We start from the raw sequence: 17,103 nt of genomic DNA on the forward strand, positions 1-17,103 counted from the left end.
TAACTCACATATTCAATACTTGAAATAAGATGTAAGCATAAAAAAATGCATTTTCGATAAAAAAAATGCATTTAGTTGAATATACTTAAAATATTCTCTATTTAAAATGAAAATATTATGGAATTAGTAAATAAATTGAATGCATTAAGATTTAGGAAGAATCTTTACAATACCAACACCTTCAATTCCGGCGTAAATGTATCCATCAGGACTTTGTTTTACACTTCTTAATCTTCCAGAATTTTTAAGCAAACGCTCTCTTTTTACAACTGTATTGCCTTCTAATACACAATGCTCTAAATACAGAAATTTCAACGAGCCCACCAATAAATTTCCCTTCAATTCGGGATATTTATCAGAAGTCACAAAAGTCATTCCGCTTGGCGCTATAGAAGGCACCCAATAGTGAATAGGTTGTTCCATACCAGGTTTTGATGTTTCGTCTGTAAAACTTGTTCCATCGTAATTTATACCGTAACTAATTACAGGCCAACCATAATTTTTTCCTGCTTCAATAATATTAATTTCATCTCCACCTTTTGGTCCGTGTTCATGAACCCATATTTTGCCTGTCATAGGATTCTTTTCCATGCCTTGTGGATTTCTATGTCCATAGGAGAAAACTGCTTTTTTGGCTCCACTTTCATTTACAAATGGATTATCGGTTGGAATGCTACCATCATCATGAAGGCGATAAATTTTACCACCATCACGTTCAATACTTTGTGGGTTTACGTCTCTATTACCGCGGTCTCCAACAGAAAAATATAAATAACCTTCATCATCAAATTCTATTCGGCTTCCAAAATGATAGGGTTTACTTGTGTTGGGTTCGGCTTTATAAATTTCAGTTATATTTTTTAGCTGATTCCCATCAAATTTAGCACGAATAATCTTTGTGTTTCCTTCGCCATCATTTTCCCCTTCATCAGCAAAACTTAAATAGATAAATTGATTGTTTTTAAAATCGGGATGAATTTTCACATCCATTAATCCACCTTGACCCTTTAATAAAATGGCTGGTACATTACCAATTTCTTTTAATTCACCATTTTTATGATAGTATAAATTACCTTCTTTTTCTGTAGCTAAGAAGCTTCCATCCTCAAAAAAATCGATACCCCATGCAATTTCCAGTTGGTCGGTAACTATTTCATATTCGTAATCTTCTTCTACATCTATAATTTCTTCGTCTTTTTGTGCACAAGCAAAAAAAGTAAAAAGGAAAATGGGCAAGCTTAAGTATAATGTACGCATGTTTTTATTTTTTAGCAAATTACAAATAGATGAGTTTATATACGTTAATGAAATAAAAAATATACAAAAAAACCGTTTCAAACTTTGAGCTGAAACGGTTTTGAAAACTAAAATGCTTAAAGCTTTTGTATGCTAAAATTATCTTGTTGCATTTCTAAACTTTGTATGACTTGTTCAATATCGTGTAAATCTAGATCCGGATTACTTGCAAAATCAGCTGGTAATACTGCAATTCTAAAAGTTTGATCTAAAGTATAAAAAGTGTCTAAGTTCGAAAAATTTGTATTCCCTTCTAAAAACAATTCTACATCTAAAAATGTATTATTGAAATTATAGGCTACTTGCGAACCGTTATCAAGATAAAAAGTTCTTGGCAAAAGTGACCATACGTCTATTGGTCCTGTAGAATCTGGAATTACATTTTCTAAACGGTAAACCAAAACTACATCAGATTCAAAAACTTCTATTTCTTGTGGGAAATCAATTAGAGCTGAATAATTATTCTGTGGAGTGAAATTTACGGTAACTTCAAACACACTTCCTAAAATATTAATTCCATTTGGTCCTTGAGGTCCTGGAGGTCCAGTGTCGCCAGTACAAGCAACGAATAATATTACACTTAAGATTAATGTTCCAATTTTTTTCATGATGTTAGGTTTTAGAGTTAAAATTTAAGCTTAGCGAATTAACGCAGTATCTTTTACCGGTTTCTGTTGGTCCGTCATCAAAAACATGACCTAGATGACCACCGCAATTGGCGCATACTATTTCGGTACGTAACATTCCCAGTGTTCTGTCTTGTTTATATTCTATGCTTCCTTTAATGGCTTCATCAAAACTAGGCCAGCCACAACCGCTATCAAATTTAGTATTGCTTGTAAATAAGGGAGTGTTACAGCCTGCACACTTGTACGTTCCATCTTCAAAATGCATATTATATTCACCTGTAAAAGGCCGTTCCGTACCCGCTTCTCTTAAAATTTTATATTGCTCTTCAGAAAGTTTTTCTTTCCATTCTTGTTCTTGTTTTTTCATTCTTTTTTATTTTTCATCGGGTATAAAATCTAAAGCAGCACCATTTATGCAGTGCCGTTCTCCTGTAGTTTCTCTGGGTCCATCGTTAAAAATATGACCCAAATGACCTCCACATTTTCCACATAAAGCTTCATCGCGTTTATAGCCAAGTTTTCGATCTGCAGAGTAGGCTAGGCTACCTTCAATTGCTCTGTCAAAGCTAGGCCAGCCTGTGCCGCTATCAAATTTATGTTTGGTTTTGTAAAGTGGATTGCTACAAGCAGCACAAACAAATGTTCCAGCTTCTTTTATATTGTTTAACGAACTTGTAAATGCTTCTTCTGTTCCTGCTTTACGCAATACGTAAAATTCCAGTTCAGATAATTCTGCTTTCCATTCTTCTTCGGTCTTAGATATTTCGAAGTCCTGATCAGATTTTGTTTCTTGCTGTGCAGAAGTATTGCAAGCCAAAATAACGAGTGTAAAAAGTAAGTATAATTTTTTCATATTTATGTTGTTTTCAAAAAGTATGCCTATTTGTAAAAATAGTTATTTATTGGAGGTCAATTCTAAAAAGTAATTTAAATGTTGAATTATAATATATGAAATTATGCATGAAGTATAGAATCGCTTAACTTTGTTTAAAATTTAATGCTATGTTTAAATCGTTTTCAACTAAATTTTTCTTAACGTTTATTGTATTTATGTTGGTTTCCAATTGTGCTACCAATCCTTTTACTGGAAAAAAGACCATGGCTTTGGTGCCAAATAATCAAATTTTACCCATGTCTTTTCAACAATATGAGCAAGTTAAAGAAGAAAGTACCATTATTAAAAATACTGATAATTCTGAAATGATCAAACGTATTGGGAACGATATTGCTAGTGCAGCCGAAAAATGGCTTGATGCCAATGGTTATAAAAACTATACTGAAAATTACAAATGGGAATTTTCATTAATTGATGAAAACGTAGTAAATGCTTGGGCAATGCCTGGTGGTAAGGTTGCCTTTTACACTGGTATTTTGCCCGTAGCAGCTAATGAAAATGGTATTGCAACTATTATGGGTCACGAAGTAGCACACGCTTTGGCTAATCATGGGCAGCAACGAATGAGTGCAGGTGCAGTTCAACAAAGCTTAGGCATGGTTGGCGGCGCTATTTTTTCTGAAGATCAGCAACAACAAGAATATTTTAATCTAGCATATGGTTTAGGATCTCAATACTTAGGAATGCTTCCTTTTAGTAGAAAACACGAAACCGAAGCAGACGAAATTGGTTTAACATTAATGGCTATTGCAGGTTATAACCCGGAGGAAGGAGCTGAACTTTGGAAACGAATGGATAAAGCTTCTGGCGGAAATAATCCACCTGAGTTTCTAAGTACTCACCCTTCAACAGAGAACAGAATTGATAATTTAAATAAATTGTCTAGCGTTGCTAAAAATGAAGCTGAAAAATTCGGTGTGACTAATTTTAAAGAAAATGTTCCTGTAGGTGAGCAATAGAATTCTAGTATGGCAAAACCACTTCCGAAAGGACATTCTAAGTTAATACGCGCCTGGGCTTTTTACGACTGGGCAAATTCTGTTTACAGTCTTGTTATTTCATCTGCTATTTTTCCAATTTTTTATGGAGCTCTGACTCTAGTAAAAAATGAAAAAGGTCAAGTGATTGATGATCAAGTTGAATTTTTAGGTTTTAGTATAAATAACGATTCTCTTATAAGTTATGTAACCGCCTTTGCTTTTGTCTGTATTTCTATCTTAAGTCCTTTGCTTTCTGGAATAGCAGATTATATTGGGAACAAACGTGTATACATGAAGTTTTTCAATTACTTAGGAGCGTTTTCCTGTATTGGTTTGAACTGGTTTAACTTAGAAAATATAGAAATTGGCTTAACATTTTACTTTTTTGGACTAATTGGTTTTTGGGGAAGTATTGTGTTTTATAATTCATATTTACCCGATATAGCTTATAAAAATCAACAAGACAAAGCAAGTGCTTTAGGCTTTAGTTTAGGTTATATAGGAAGCGTTTTACTTTTGTTATTATGTCTTGCAATGATTATGAATTACGAAACTTTTGGTTTTGAAGATACCGCTCAACCCACACGACTTTCCTTTGTGCTAACAGGAATTTGGTGGATTGGCTTTAGCCAATACTCTTATGTTTACTTACCAAAGAGTTTTAAGAAAAACACATATTCTAAAGAAATTTTCTTCAACGGTTTTAAAGAAATTAAACAAGTATTTAACCAGATAAAAAGCATTCCTACTTTACATCAATATTTGGGTGCTTTTTTTGTGTATAGTATGGCGGTACAAACTATCATGCTGGTTGCTACTTATTTTGGAATTGAAGAAATTAACTGGTCAGGCCAAGATGAAACAACGGGTTTAATAATTAGTATCTTACTTATTCAGTTAGTAGCAATAGCAGGCGCTTATATAGCCGCTAGGTTAGCCACGCAATTTGGAAATATTTTAGTTTTGATCTACATCAATTCAATTTGGGTTTGTATTTGTGTCTATGCTTTTTTTATGAAAACACCCACCGATTTTTACATCGCTGCGTTTTTTGTTGGTTTGGTTATGGGTGCCATTCAATCACTTTCTCGGTCTACCTATGCTAAACTTTTACCAGAAACCAAAGAGACAACTTCTTTTTTCAGTTTTTATGATGTAACCGAAAAAATTGGAATTGTTTTTAGCATGTCTATTTTTGGTATAATTAGTCAACTTACCGATAGCATGCGTAATTCAGTGATTTTTTTAGCTGTATTTTTTGGAATAGGTATTTTTTTACTGATACGCATACCCAAGCTTGCTCGTATTTAAATTAAATTAATTAAGTTTACCACCAAATTAGAAGTTTTAGCTTATGTATAAATACATGTATTCATTTTTAGTGATATGTTTTTCATTATCAATTATAAGTTGTGATAACGAACCTTTGGAAGGCGATTTTGGAGAAGCTGGCAATGATGTTGAAGACCCAAATGAAAATGCAACTTTTGAAGTTAATTTAGATGAAACACTTTATGTAGGTGAAGATATTACAGCAATTTTAGACGAAGATGGGTTATTAATTTCTGGCAGAAATGGAAATCAAGAATTTAGTATTACTATTGCTGAACCAGCTACAGGAAATTATGAACTATCCAATTCTAGTGAGAATATTTTTGTTACGTATACCGCCAACCGAAATGTTAGTCAGCCTTTTTATACAGCAACTTCTGGAGAATTAACCATTACAAACTACAATGAAGAAATTGGACTAATTTCTGGTAATTTTGAAGGAATACTTTCTGAATTTGTTGGTCTTGCTGAAGACATAGAGATGACAAACGGTATTTTAGACGAAATTCGTTTTGTTGAAGTTACAGAAGTTGAAGTTCCTGGAAACGGTGAACCTGGCGATGGTGAAGAAGGTCCTGGCGACGGCGAAGGTGGTGGCGAAGACGGTGAAGAATAATCTACTTTATTATTTTTTTTTGAGTTGGTTACCTTTAGTTTTAATTCTCACTAAAGCAACCTAGATTTAAAGTTAGATGATTTTTAGTCTTTTCTCTGAGAATAGGTTTTTAGTAATCAAATAAGGCTTTCATTAGCGTTTTTATTCCCTTAAAAATGCAGTAACCCGCCGCAAAAGTTATTAAAAGGCCTAAAATTAAAACGGGTATAAATAAAAATTTATCCTGGTTATTAAACGAACTATATAAAATAGAAGGACCTAAAAAACACAATGGTAAGGATACGGCTAAATACCGAATTCCTTTACCAAGCACTTCTTTTTTATTACTCATTTTCTAATGCTTTTCTTACACTTCCGTGCTTTTGGAGTAAATTTTTAGCTTCTTGTGCATCTACATTTTTCAAATTAACCAGCATTTCAATTGCTCGTTTGTTCAGTTTTTCATTGCTCAACTGCATGTCTACCATTTTGTTCCCTTTCACTTTTCCCAATTGAACCATAGCTGTAGTGCTAATCATATTCAAAATCATTTTTTGAGCAGTTCCTGCTTTCATTCTGGAGCTTCCAGTTACAAATTCAGGTCCTACATTTACTTCAATAGGAAATTGCGCTGCATTAGCTAAAGGACTGTTTAGGTTGCAAGTAATACATCCTGTAATTATTCCATGTTTTTTAGCATCTTTTATTCCACCGACAACATAGGGTGTAGTTCCCGATGCAGCAATACCAATTACTACGTCTTTTTCAGAAATTTGATGTGTGGTTAAGTCTTTCCAAGCTTGTTGCTGATTGTCTTCTGCTTTTTCTACAGCTTTTCTAATGGCTTGATCGCCACCAGCTATAATTCCAGTTACCAATTCGGCTGGAACACCAAAGGTAGGCGGGCATTCACTAGCATCTAAAATTCCAAGTCTTCCGCTAGTTCCAGCACCTATGTAAAATAATCTTCCGCCAAGTTTTAATTGTTTTACAGCTGCTTTTAGCAAAGCTTCAATTTGTGGGATTACTTTTTTAACAGCTATAGCAACTTTTTGGTCTTCTTGATTAATGGCCTGCAAGCATTCGCTCACTTCCATCTGCTCGAGGTTATTGTAAAGTGAGTCTTGCTCTGTTGTTTTTTCAAAATCTTCCATTATTCAATTGTAAAACTTACTTTTTCAAAAGTTGATAAACTAAAGTATCCAAAAGGATAATCATCAAAATCATTAATATTAATAATGTTTCCTCTCACAGTAGCTGGTTGTGCTTGAAACGGACCACCAGCTGAACCCGTTTGCAATAATAATTTAAATAAAAAATCGTAATAGGCTTTGCTAATGCTGTAAAATTCAATTTCTACAAGGTCACCACTTTCTAAATCTTCATCAGAAAAGCTAGAAGACATTCGGTTTCCATTACTAAATTCGTCAGACTGCAAATCTACTTCTGGAAAAGCAAGAAAGTCTGTATTGAAACGGGTTAAATAATAATTTTCTTCCTCTACATTATCCATGAAGTAAACAATAACTTCTTTTTCACCGCCTGTAAATCCTCCATCTTCGCCTTGTACAATAGTATCTATAACTGTTCTATTTACAAAAGCTTCATTAGCTTGGTAAGACTTTCCTTCTAATTCAATTTCAAGTTGATATTCTTCATCAATTTCAGCCAAAAAAGCATCGGTTTTATATTGTCCTGGTTCAACTTCTTCAAAATTAACAATAGTGTTGTTAGGATCTACAATTTGAATGTTTGCACCGCTTACCCAATCAATTTCATCTTCAAAAAAGTTTCGCGTTCGGCTAACTTGAATAGTCTGTTCATTTGCTGCTTCACCATTTTCCCATTTCATACTAGCATCAAAAACTACGCGTGGTGTGGCTTCTTCTAAATCTACTTCTACTACGTCTAAGCAAGAAGTAAAAATCAAGAGGCTCATGCAAATTAATAAATGATGTACATGTTTCATTTTAAAACTTAATATTGTAAGAAACTGAAGGTACTGCTCCAAATATAGATAATCTAACTGCTTCGTTGGCACCCGTTTCTTGGTTTTGTCTAAAGTTTATTGCTGCTGCATTCATTCTGTTATATACGTTGTAAATTCCAAAAGACCAGGATGTTTTCCAATCTCTATTTTCATTTTTAGTTGGCACTAAGGTAGCCGAAATATCTAATCGATGGAATGTAGGCAAACGGTTTAGGTTTCTGCCTTCGTATACTGGAATTGTTAAGTCTTGAAACTGATATTGTCCTACAGGAAAATTAACCGGTAAGCCGGTTTGCACAACAAAATTAGCATTAAAAGACCATTTTTTATTGTACTGATAATTGGCTACCAGTGATAAATCGTGTGTTTTATCAAAATTGTTTAAATACCAATTTCCATTATTAATTCCAGGTTCATCAGCTGTTCTTCCTGGAGTTCGCTGTTCTGTTCTAGACAAAGTATAAGCTAGCCATCCTGTGAGTTTTCCTGTATTTTTTTTCAATAAGAATTCCCAGCCAAAAGCTCTTCCTTCACCATTTAGTAATACTCGTTCAATGTTGTTATTTGCAATTAAGTTGGCCCCATTTATAAAGTCGAAACTGTTTTGAACTTCTTTATAGTACACTTCTGTTTCTAAAGAAAAGGCTTCATCTTTAAAATTTTGAAAATAACCTAAAGCTATTTGATCTGCTTTTTGTGGCTTTAAATAGGGTCCGCTAGGTGCCCAAATATCAAATGGAGTAGGAGCTGAGGTATTCGAAATTAAATGTAAATTTTGCACCATTCTATGGTAACCTAATTTTACAGATTGATTGTCATTAAAGCTGTAAGACATAGAAAATCTAGGTTCTAAATTATGGTAACTTTGTATTGATTGGCTTCTGGAAATGTCTTCGCTTTCTAAAATGGGTGCTTCTTCATAAATACCGATATCTGAATTATACAAAACGGGCTGATTGTTTTCGTAATTAGCAAAACCATTTTGTCCTAGTCTATAAAAACTACTAATTCGCAATCCATATTGAAGCTGAATTTGTTCATTTAAATTTTGATTTGCTCCTATGTATATTGCATTTTCCCAAGCAAATTTCTTATCAAGAACTCTTCGATTTATATTAGAAAAAGGATTGTTGGGTTTTATTATTCCTGGATTAAATTCGTGTAAAAATGTATCTATACCGTAAGTTAAATTAATATTGTTGTTTAATTGATGATTAAAATCGTATTTTAAATTGATGTTACTAAGTCCAGTTTCAAAAACAAAACCAGCGGTGTCTATTTCTAAATCATAAACATAATCGTTTACAATGAAGCTTAAATTACTGAAAATATTATCATTAAAAGTATGGTTCCATCGAGTTGAAATAAATGAGCTCCCAAATATGTTGATGAAATTATCACTTATGTCGAAAACATCTCTTCCATAATAAGCAGAAGCAGAAATGTTGTTTTTTTCATTTAGAATGAAGTTGAATTTGGCATTTACATCATAAAAATAGGCCGAATTCGGATTGTCTGCTAATTGAAGAAATAAGTGCGCATAAGAACTTCTTCCACTCACTAAAAAAGAACTTTTGTCTTTTTGAATGGGTCCTTCTAACAATAATTTACTAGAAACTATTCCTAAGTTAGCTTCGCCCTTAAATTCTTGAGTATTTCCGCGTCGTTGTTCAATATCTAATACAGAAGCAACCCGACCGCCAAAATTGGAAGGTATACCGCCTTTATACAAACTTAAATCTTTTATGGCATCGGGATTAAAAATTGAAAATAATCCAAATAGGTGAGAAGAGTTGAAAATGGTAGCATTGTCTACCAAAACTAAATTTTGTCCTGCGTTTCCACCTCGTACATTAAATCCAGAAGAACCTTCTCCAGTGTTTGATATTCCTGGCAGTTGTATTAAAGACCGAATTACATCTGCTTCACCAAGCACAACAGGAATTTGTTTAATGGTTTCTGCTGTTAACCGATTTGTGCTCATGCTAGCACTTCTAATTTCAGTTTTTTCAATATTTTCTTGTACAAGCACTTCATCTAGTTGTTCATCTTGAGGGACTAAATATATTTCCAATTCGGTATCTTCCTTAAGGTCAATCTCTCGTATTTGTTCTTCAAAACCTAAATATGAAAAAGCTATGTTATAGGTCCCTTTTGGTAAGTTAATTTCAAATTTTCCATCAAAATCAGAAACATTTCCAAATTTAGTTTCCTTAACCTGAACATTTACTCCTAAAATAGGCTGTTTTTCTTCTTGGTTGTAAACAGTACCGCTTAACTGAACATTTTGAGATACAGCTGTAAGTGAACAAAACAAGGTAATGGATGTAAAAAATAGAAGTTGCTTGAGTGTCAAGTTTTTTTTGACAAATATAGCAGACCTTCAAACTTTGTGGTTGAATTAGAAATTAATAATTTCCTAAATTATTGTTGAATTATAAAGATGCAAGGTTTTTTATGCAAATCTAATTTTATGTTTTGCCATTCGCTCACACTTTTTGTTTGAATGTATTCTGTAGATAGTGTTAATTCACATCCTATACAAAGTTTGGTGTTAGGTTGAAGCGTTTTAAGCAAAAGTTCAAACATTTGATCGTTGCGATATGGAGTTTCGATAAAAACTTGCGATTGGTTTTCTTTGATCGATCGTTTTTCTAGTTGTTTAATTTTGCTTTTGCATTCGCTTTTATCAATAGGTAGGTAACCATTAAACGCAAAGTTCTGTCCATTCATGCCACTTGCCATTAAGGCGAGTAATATGGAAGATGGACCAACTAAAGGAACTACTTTAATGTTGTATTGGTGTGCTAAATTTACTATTTGAGAACCTGGGTCTGCAATACCTGGACAGCCTGCATCAGATACCATGCCTACATCTTTACCGTTTTTACAAGGATCTAAAAATGCAGGAATTTCTATATCTTTTGTGAATTTATTTAAAAGAAAAAAAGTTAAATCGCTTTGGGGCTTTCCAGGAACAATTTTTTTGATGAAAGCGCGAGTTACTTTTTCGTTTTCAGCAATATAGGTATCAATGTCATTTATTTTTTTTCGGATAGAAAGCGGTAAGACTTCCAAAGGAGGTTGTTCACCTAATCTAGATGGAATTAAAAATAGTTTTCCCTTTTCAAATTCTTGTTTATGCGTTGGCATTTGTATTCAATTCTTTAGCTATTTGGTCGCAGGCTTCGTCTAACATCTTGTAAACATTTTTAAAACCATTTTCTCCACCATAATATGGGTCGGGCACTTCAGCATTGGTATTTGGAGCGATGCTATTTAAAATTAAATTCACTTTTTTAGATGATTCTCTAGAAGGACTAAGTTGCATTACATTTTTGAAATTTTGTTGGTCCATTACATAAATAAAATCAAATTTATCAAAATCTGATTTGATGAATTGCCTAGAACGTTGGTCTGTAATATCTAGTCCGTTTACTTGAGCTACATTAATAGAGCGAGGGTCTGGCAATTCTCCTGCGTGTTCTGCCGAAGTTCCAGCAGAATCAACATCAACTAAATCTGGGTTTACTTTATTTTTTAAAATACCTTCAGCTAAAGGAGATCGACAAATATTCCCTAAGCAAACCATTAAAACTTTGGTTTTAGCCATTAGTTTTTGAGTTTAGAAGTTAAATCTTCTACGTATTTTTTAAATTCTTTATCTGTACTTTGTAAGTTATCTACCGTTTTACAGGCATGAAGTACAGTTGCATGGTCTCTGCTGCCAATTTGTTTTCCAATGCTTGCTAAAGAAGATTTTGTCATTTTCTTAGCAAAATACATTGCAATTTGTCTAGCTTGAACAATGTGTCTTTTTCTAGTTTTAGATTGAAGCGTTTCAATATCCATATTGAAGTATTCGCTTACAGTTTTTTGAATTTGATCTATAGAAACGTCCTTCTTTGTTTTTCTTACAAAATTAGAAACTATTTTTTGAGCAAGTTCAATATCTACTTCAGTTTTGCTGAACGAAGAATGTGCGATTAACGAAATAATTGCACCTTCTAATTCGCGTATGTTACTTTTAATGTTTTTAGCAACGTAGTCTATAATGTCTTCAGGCATTTCAACGCCATCACGATACAATTTACTTTCAATAATTTTTCTACGTGTGTAATAATCTGGCACTTGTAATTCTGCAGATAAACCCCATTTAAACCTTGAAAGCAAGCGCTGTTCAATTTCTTGCATGTCTACAGGAGCTTTGTCGCTAGTTAAAATTACCTGTTTTCCATTTTGATGCAAATGGTTAAAAATATGGAAAAATGCTTCTTGGGTTTTCATTTTTCCAGATAACAACTGTATATCGTCAACAATTAAAACATCTATTAATTGATAAAAATGAATAAAATCGTTTAAGTTTTTTCTCTTTATAGCAGAATCGATGTATTGTTGCGTAAATTTTTCTGCCGAAATATAAAGAACAGTTTTGTCTGGGTATTTCTCTTTAATATCAACACCAATAGCATGAGCTAAATGTGTTTTTCCTAAACCGCTTCCACCAAAAACCAATAATGGATTGAATGAAGTTCCTCCCGGTTTATTGGCAATTGCTTTTCCAGCAGATCGAGCTAAACGGTTGGATTCTCCTTCTAAAAAGTTATCAAAATTATAATTGGCGTTGAGCTGTGAGTCTATTTTTAAATTTCTAATTCCAGGAATTACAAATGGATTTTTTAATTCTGGACTTTTAGAAGTTACCTTCATATTAACATCTTGTGAAGAAACTTTTCCGCGATGCGAACTCGGTATTTTTTCAGTAAAAGATTGACTACTGCCTGCTCTATTTTCCATCTTAATGATATACAAAAGTTTGGCGCCTTTGCCAATTTCTTTTGTTAAAGCAACCTTTAATAAATTAAAATAATGCTCTTCTAACCATTCGTAAAAAAACTTAGACGGAACTTGAATACTAAGAGATTGATCTTGCAATTTAACAGCCAAAACCGGCTCAAACCAAGTTTTGTAGGCTTGCGGAGAAATATTGTCCTCGATAAATTTTAGACAATTGTTCCATACCGTTTCCGCAGTTTTAGCCATATTAATGAATCTTGTTTTGTTAAAAAGTGAATAAGTGAATCTCTTATTTTGCAAGCACAAATATGTGAACAAATAATGTAATAAAAAATTAATTTGCTATTGAATTTCTCCTTTTTTTTTCGGATACTACAAAAAAAGTTTTCACAAAATTTTAACATTGATAAAAATGAAAAAAATTTCAAGTACAGAAATAGAAGTTAGGTATGCAGAAACAGACCAAATGGGGGTTGTTCATCATGGAGTTTACCCACAATATTTAGAATTAGGGAGAGTAAGTTGGTTGCATCAATTTGGTTTACATTATCAAAAAATGGAAGATCAAGGTATTTTACTGCCTGTATACAATTTGCAAATTTCTTATTTAGCTTCAGCTAAATTTGGAGATGTTTTAGAAGTTGAAACACAACTAAAAGAACAACCCAAAGTGAGAATCACTTTTTTGTATAAAATTTTTAACAACCAAAATAAACAATTGCTTATTGAAGCTTCTACCACCTTAGTTTTTGTTGACGCTAAAACCAAAAAACCAATGCGATGCCCAGCATTTTTACTCAAGAAATTTGGGTATTAATTAAAGTTTTGTTCCACTATTTTTTTTAATTTTAAAGTGAATTTATAAATATAATGACAACATGAATTACTTAAAAACAACCAGTATAGAAAAAGGTTCTGCAGTGCAATTAGCTTATCAAGATTATGGTCAAGGACAACCCATTATTTTAATTCATGGTTGGCCCCTAAGTCATGCTATGTGGGAACATCAAGTTCCTTTTCTAGTTAACGCAGGTTACCGAGTAATTACATACGATAGACGCGGATTTGGAGATAGCTCTAAACCTTGGAATGGCTATACTTATAATGATTTAGCCAAAGACGTAAACGATTTAATTGAAGATCTAGAGCTCGATAACGTAATCTTAGCTGGTTTTTCTATGGGAGGCGGAGAAGTTGCTCGCTACATCGGCAAATATGGAACCAAACGAATTGCAAAAGCTGTTTTAATTTCTTCTGTAGTGCCTTTTATGTTAGAAACCGATGATAATCCTAATGCAGTAGATATTTCTGTTTTTGAAGGCATGAAAGAAGGTATTGCCAAAGATAGACCTGCCTTTTTTAAAGATTTTGGTAAAAACTTTGTTAACTTAGAAAAAAATAAAGACAGCGTTAGTCAGGCGCAAGTAGATTACAATTGGTATGTAGCTTGTTCAGCTTCAAGAAAAGCAACCTTAGATTGTGTAGATGCATTTGGAAAGACAGATTTTAGAGCAGATTGTAAGAAATTTGATGTGCCCACACTTATTGTACACGGAGATGATGATGCTATTGTACCTGTAGAAGTTTCGGGTAAAAAAGCAGCTGAAATAATTAAAGGAGCACAATTTGAAGTGCTGAAAGGAGCACCTCATGGAGTAACTTTTACACATCATCAAGAGTTAAATTCAATTTTAGAAAAATTTATTGGAGATTAATCCTTGAAAATTAGCTTTATAAATGTTAAGCCTGGCTGTTTTTGGTCAGGTTTTTTAATTTTTATAAAATTCAGGCAACCTTTTTCAATTAACTCTCGTCTATGTAATAGATGTCATTCAGAAAATGAAAATAATAGACTTACATCATCAACACAAAAAATGCATAAAAGCTTGCATTCAAAACAACAGAAAAGCACAATTTCAATTGTATAAAGAATTTTCTGGTAAAATGCTGAGCGTTTGCAGAATGTACGTTAAAGATTTACAGTACGCAGAAGATGTGATGTCTAAAGGTTTTTTAAAAGCTTTTGCACAACTCAAAAACTTCAAATTTCAGGGAAGTTTTGAAGGCTGGCTTCGAAAAATTATGGTAAGAGAAAGTATCGATTTTTTACGAAGCCAGAAAAAAGTAGAATTTCCGATAGACGATTTTCGCATTCATGAAAAGCCAAGCGAAGTTGAAGCAATTGAAGATTTAAGTAGAGTAGAAGAAGCGCAAGAATTAATCGATCAATTACCATCAGGATATAAAATGATTTTCGTGATGTATGAAGTAGAAGGATACCGTCACAAAGAGATTGCAGACTTACTTTCTATAGCAGAAAGCACTTCAAAATCGCAGTTGTTTAAGGCAAGAAAATGTATAGCTGAAGCCATACAAACTAAAAAGAAAGCAAATGAAAGAGCAGAATAATTGGAGAAATGAACTTCGCAACCGAAGCATTACTCCGTCTGATGAAGCATGGCTAGCCATCGAGTCAGGTTTAGAAAGCAAAAGTAAAAACAAACTAAAAAAGAAATTTATTTTTAGTCTGGTAGCAGCAAGTTTAATTGGTTTTGTAGTTTTTGTAAGCTTACCAACTACTTCAATACAACATCAAAGCCAAGCTACTGCAACGGAAAATTTTGATTCATCTCAGGAAGAATCCGTTTTCCCAGCAGCCTTGTTTTTAGAATCTGAATCGACTTTAAGCCTTAAAGAAACTGAACCGGTTAAGCAAGATATAGATGAACAGGAATCTATATTAAGTCCTAAAAAATCTGTTTCAAAACAAACTTTAAATAGAAAAACAACACAAATGGTTTCTACAAAAAATGAAACACAAAACCAACTAGAAACCAATACAAATACGGATGTTAATCTAAAAGCAAAGGAACTATTAACTGAAGTGGAAGCAGAGTTAGCCGCTAGTTCTTCAACAAGCTTAAATCTTAGCGCAAAAGACGAAGCTGACTTATTGTTAGCCGAAGCAAAACAAATTATTCAGGAAGTAGAATACAATCAACTTTATGAATTTGCACAAGCAAGCGATTTGCTGGCTGAAGTTGAAGAAGACCTTTCTAAAGATAACCTGAAAAAACGAGTGTGGCATTTTGTAAAAGCAAATTATGAAAACCTTGAATCTGCTTTAGTAAGCCTAAAATAAAATTCAATTATTACGTACTATTTCCAATTAGATGCAAGCATCTACAAACTAAACTATTTCTAATTTTAAACTAAAAATCATGAAACCCAAATTACTAATTATCTCATTTTTAATTGTTCTTTTTTCACTGAATTGTGCAACTTCCTTCGCTCAGGTAACTGAAGAGTATGCATTTACCGAGACCGAAAAAGCAGATTATCAAGCTTTACTAGAACGTATTGAGACCTTTGAAAAAGAAGTTTTAAAACAAAAAATTGAAAACATTAATGCTCAAGTTGAAACAGGTGAAATCGATGAGAAAACAGCTCAACAACTAAAAATTGAAGCTTCAGAAATAGCAGCGCAGAACATCAGCGATTTAACCCAAATTGTCGATTCATACACGCTTTATCTGAAGCGAAACGATTATCCCTTAGATTTTTCGGAAATTGATCTTGACGAACTAGAATTAGATTTGCCTACCGAAGATCTTGAAGGATTATTTGAAGTTTTAGAAGTATTAGGTAATGTATTTGAAGATTTACAACTTAGCGATCATGAAGAATATGCAGCCTTGAAAGCAAAGCGAAAGGAAGTAGAAGCAAAAAGAGAAGAATTGCTTGAAGCTAGAGAAGAAATGAAAGCAATGCGCAAAAAACAATATGAAGAAAGAAAATATAAAATTACCACTGCGCCAACTCCACCAACACCACCAAATCCAGAAGACCCAAACTCACCACCAACACCAGAAAATTTAGAACAAACAGATGTGAGTAAGGTAAAAGGCTCACGCAGCACAGATGGGTTGGTACTTGCTTTGGGATTTAATAATGCATTAACTGATGGCGGCTCTTTGGATGATTCTGGAATTCGATTTGGTGGTAGCAGAACATTTGAAATTGGTTATGCAAGAGAAAGCCGTGTTTTTAAAAATGTGGGTTGGTTAAGTGTAAAATACGGATTTTCATTTCAGTTTAATGGTTTAAAACCAGAAGGTAATAATGTGTTTGCTGTAAACGGAGACCAAACCAATATAGAAGAATTCGATTTTAACTTGCGAAAAAACAAATTTAGAATGGACAATTTAATTTTTCCACTGCATTTGCAACTAGGCAGTAACGGAATAAAAACCAACAGCAAAGGAGCTCGTTATTATTCTGATCATGATTTTAAAGTTGGTTTGGGTGGCTTTGTTGGGCTTAACTTGCTAAACACCAATAAACTGAAATATACTAATGAAAATGGTCAACGCATAAAAGAACGAATTCGTGACGACTTTAATACCACCAATCTGCTTTATGGTTTAAGTGCGTATGTGGGTTGGGATGAATTTTCATTTTATGCACAATATAACTTAAACCCCATGTTTACAGACAATATTGTAGATACGCACAACATTCAATTTGGAGTACGTTTTGATTTAAATTAGCCTTTATCAATCTGTAAAGCGTCCTTTTTAAAAGGGCGC

At 33.2% G+C, this 17,103-nt stretch carries 19 protein-coding genes; 8 read left to right on the top strand and 11 right to left on the bottom strand.

Annotation, left to right across the window (positions count from 1 at the left end; all coding sequences use genetic code 11):
* Window positions 1–144 precede the first annotated feature (144 nt).
* From IEV72_RS12680 to msrB (IEV72_RS12695), 4 genes are all read right to left on the bottom strand, one after another.
* Complete coding sequence (locus IEV72_RS12680; protein WP_188459494.1) at window positions 145–1,257, bottom strand: PQQ-dependent sugar dehydrogenase; 1,113 nt, start codon at window positions 1,255–1,257, stop codon at window positions 145–147.
* 116 nt (window positions 1,258–1,373) lie between these two features.
* Entirely contained in the window at window positions 1,374–1,904 is a 531-nt protein-coding gene (locus IEV72_RS12685) for a hypothetical protein (protein WP_188459495.1), read from the bottom strand.
* 4 nt (window positions 1,905–1,908) lie between these two features.
* Complete coding sequence (gene msrB / locus IEV72_RS12690; RefSeq protein ID WP_188459496.1) at window positions 1,909–2,292, bottom strand: peptide-methionine (R)-S-oxide reductase MsrB; 384 nt, start codon at window positions 2,290–2,292, stop codon at window positions 1,909–1,911.
* A 6-nt stretch (window positions 2,293–2,298) separates the two neighbouring features.
* A complete protein-coding gene (msrB, locus tag IEV72_RS12695) occupies window positions 2,299–2,778 on the bottom strand; it encodes a peptide-methionine (R)-S-oxide reductase MsrB (RefSeq protein WP_188459497.1) in 480 nt (159 codons plus the stop codon).
* A gap of 149 nt (window positions 2,779–2,927) precedes the next feature.
* Here msrB (IEV72_RS12695) and IEV72_RS12700 point away from each other — a divergent pair, with 149 nt between their 5' ends.
* The 3 genes from IEV72_RS12700 to IEV72_RS12710 are packed head-to-tail and all read left to right on the top strand — an operon-like array spanning window position 2,928 to window position 5,748.
* Window positions 2,928–3,779, top strand: coding sequence for a M48 family metallopeptidase (locus tag IEV72_RS12700; protein WP_188459498.1), 852 nt, complete (start codon window positions 2,928–2,930; stop codon window positions 3,777–3,779).
* Window positions 3,780–3,788: 9 nt separating this feature from the next.
* Entirely contained in the window at window positions 3,789–5,111 is a 1,323-nt protein-coding gene (locus IEV72_RS12705; RefSeq protein ID WP_188459499.1) for an MFS transporter, read from the top strand.
* 55 nt (window positions 5,112–5,166) lie between these two features.
* Entirely contained in the window at window positions 5,167–5,748 is a 582-nt protein-coding gene (locus tag IEV72_RS12710; RefSeq protein ID WP_194428405.1) for a DUF6252 domain-containing protein, read from the top strand.
* Between the two features lie 109 nt (window positions 5,749–5,857).
* On the opposite strand, the gene IEV72_RS12715 is transcribed toward IEV72_RS12710, so the two are convergent.
* The 7 genes from IEV72_RS12715 to dnaA form a co-directional block, all read right to left on the bottom strand.
* Window positions 5,858–6,079 carry a DUF6095 family protein gene (locus IEV72_RS12715; RefSeq protein ID WP_188459501.1) on the bottom strand — a complete coding sequence of 74 codons (222 nt, stop codon included), beginning with the start codon at window positions 6,077–6,079 and terminating at the stop codon, window positions 5,858–5,860.
* Window positions 6,072–6,881, bottom strand: a complete 810-nt coding sequence (murQ, locus tag IEV72_RS12720) for an N-acetylmuramic acid 6-phosphate etherase (RefSeq protein ID WP_188459502.1) — start codon at window positions 6,879–6,881, stop codon at window positions 6,072–6,074. The genes IEV72_RS12715 and murQ overlap by 8 nt, the downstream gene beginning before the upstream one ends.
* A complete protein-coding gene (locus tag IEV72_RS12725) occupies window positions 6,881–7,696 on the bottom strand; it encodes a DUF4249 domain-containing protein (RefSeq protein WP_188459503.1) in 816 nt (271 codons plus the stop codon). The genes murQ and IEV72_RS12725 overlap by 1 nt, the downstream gene beginning before the upstream one ends.
* Before the next feature lies 1 nt (window position 7,697).
* On the bottom strand, window positions 7,698–10,073 hold the full coding sequence (locus tag IEV72_RS12730; protein ID WP_229731922.1) for a TonB-dependent receptor: 2,376 nt from the start codon (window positions 10,071–10,073) through the stop codon (window positions 7,698–7,700).
* A gap of 68 nt (window positions 10,074–10,141) precedes the next feature.
* A complete protein-coding gene (locus IEV72_RS12735; protein WP_188459504.1) occupies window positions 10,142–10,870 on the bottom strand; it encodes an SAM-dependent methyltransferase in 729 nt (242 codons plus the stop codon).
* Window positions 10,857–11,330, bottom strand: a complete 474-nt coding sequence (locus tag IEV72_RS12740) for a low molecular weight protein-tyrosine-phosphatase (protein WP_188459505.1) — start codon at window positions 11,328–11,330, stop codon at window positions 10,857–10,859. Before IEV72_RS12740 ends, IEV72_RS12735 begins: the two co-directional genes overlap by 14 nt.
* Window positions 11,330–12,760 (bottom strand): chromosomal replication initiator protein DnaA, encoded by a 1,431-nt coding sequence (dnaA, locus tag IEV72_RS12745; protein ID WP_188459506.1) that lies wholly within the window; start codon window positions 12,758–12,760, stop codon window positions 11,330–11,332. The genes IEV72_RS12740 and dnaA overlap by 1 nt, the downstream gene beginning before the upstream one ends.
* A 166-nt stretch (window positions 12,761–12,926) precedes the next feature.
* Between dnaA and IEV72_RS12750 the strand changes: the two genes are divergently transcribed.
* From IEV72_RS12750 to IEV72_RS12770, 5 genes are all read left to right on the top strand, one after another.
* The gene (locus tag IEV72_RS12750) at window positions 12,927–13,331 is read left to right on the top strand and encodes an acyl-CoA thioesterase (RefSeq protein ID WP_188459507.1); all 405 of its coding nucleotides are present in this window, start codon (window positions 12,927–12,929) and stop codon (window positions 13,329–13,331) included.
* Window positions 13,332–13,392: 61 nt separating this feature from the next.
* The gene (locus IEV72_RS12755) at window positions 13,393–14,229 is read left to right on the top strand and encodes an alpha/beta fold hydrolase (protein ID WP_188459508.1); all 837 of its coding nucleotides are present in this window, start codon (window positions 13,393–13,395) and stop codon (window positions 14,227–14,229) included.
* 124 nt (window positions 14,230–14,353) lie between these two features.
* Window positions 14,354–14,923, top strand: coding sequence for an RNA polymerase sigma factor (locus IEV72_RS12760; RefSeq protein WP_188459509.1), 570 nt, complete (start codon window positions 14,354–14,356; stop codon window positions 14,921–14,923).
* Window positions 14,907–15,656: a hypothetical protein gene (locus tag IEV72_RS12765; protein ID WP_188459510.1), complete on the top strand. Its 750-nt coding sequence runs from the start codon at window positions 14,907–14,909 to the stop codon at window positions 15,654–15,656. The genes IEV72_RS12760 and IEV72_RS12765 overlap by 17 nt, the downstream gene beginning before the upstream one ends.
* A gap of 79 nt (window positions 15,657–15,735) precedes the next feature.
* A complete protein-coding gene (locus IEV72_RS12770; RefSeq protein WP_188459511.1) occupies window positions 15,736–17,064 on the top strand; it encodes a TonB-dependent receptor in 1,329 nt (442 codons plus the stop codon).
* Window positions 17,065–17,103 lie beyond the last annotated feature (39 nt).

This window comes from Psychroflexus planctonicus (genome assembly GCF_014640195.1).
In the GTDB taxonomy this organism is placed as follows: domain Bacteria; phylum Bacteroidota; class Bacteroidia; order Flavobacteriales; family Flavobacteriaceae; genus Psychroflexus; species Psychroflexus planctonicus.

Coding starts and splice junctions, on each gene's coding strand:
- IEV72_RS12680 (WP_188459494.1), bottom strand. CDS start 1,257: ATGCGTACATTATACTTAAGCTTGCCCATTTTCCTTTTTACTTTTTTT.
- IEV72_RS12685 (WP_188459495.1), bottom strand. CDS start 1,904: ATGAAAAAAATTGGAACATTAATCTTAAGTGTAATATTATTCGTTGCT.
- msrB (WP_188459496.1), bottom strand. CDS start 2,292: ATGAAAAAACAAGAACAAGAATGGAAAGAAAAACTTTCTGAAGAGCAA.
- msrB (WP_188459497.1), bottom strand. CDS start 2,778: ATGAAAAAATTATACTTACTTTTTACACTCGTTATTTTGGCTTGCAAT.
- IEV72_RS12700 (WP_188459498.1), top strand. CDS start 2,928: ATGTTTAAATCGTTTTCAACTAAATTTTTCTTAACGTTTATTGTATTT.
- IEV72_RS12705 (WP_188459499.1), top strand. CDS start 3,789: ATGGCAAAACCACTTCCGAAAGGACATTCTAAGTTAATACGCGCCTGG.
- IEV72_RS12710 (WP_194428405.1), top strand. CDS start 5,167: ATGTATTCATTTTTAGTGATATGTTTTTCATTATCAATTATAAGTTGT.
- IEV72_RS12715 (WP_188459501.1), bottom strand. CDS start 6,079: ATGAGTAATAAAAAAGAAGTGCTTGGTAAAGGAATTCGGTATTTAGCC.
- murQ (WP_188459502.1), bottom strand. CDS start 6,881: ATGGAAGATTTTGAAAAAACAACAGAGCAAGACTCACTTTACAATAAC.
- IEV72_RS12725 (WP_188459503.1), bottom strand. CDS start 7,696: ATGAAACATGTACATCATTTATTAATTTGCATGAGCCTCTTGATTTTT.
- IEV72_RS12735 (WP_188459504.1), bottom strand. CDS start 10,870: ATGCCAACGCATAAACAAGAATTTGAAAAGGGAAAACTATTTTTAATT.
- IEV72_RS12740 (WP_188459505.1), bottom strand. CDS start 11,330: ATGGCTAAAACCAAAGTTTTAATGGTTTGCTTAGGGAATATTTGTCGA.
- dnaA (WP_188459506.1), bottom strand. CDS start 12,760: ATGGCTAAAACTGCGGAAACGGTATGGAACAATTGTCTAAAATTTATC.
- IEV72_RS12750 (WP_188459507.1), top strand. CDS start 12,927: ATGAAAAAAATTTCAAGTACAGAAATAGAAGTTAGGTATGCAGAAACA.
- IEV72_RS12755 (WP_188459508.1), top strand. CDS start 13,393: ATGAATTACTTAAAAACAACCAGTATAGAAAAAGGTTCTGCAGTGCAA.
- IEV72_RS12760 (WP_188459509.1), top strand. CDS start 14,354: ATGAAAATAATAGACTTACATCATCAACACAAAAAATGCATAAAAGCT.
- IEV72_RS12765 (WP_188459510.1), top strand. CDS start 14,907: ATGAAAGAGCAGAATAATTGGAGAAATGAACTTCGCAACCGAAGCATT.
- IEV72_RS12770 (WP_188459511.1), top strand. CDS start 15,736: ATGAAACCCAAATTACTAATTATCTCATTTTTAATTGTTCTTTTTTCA.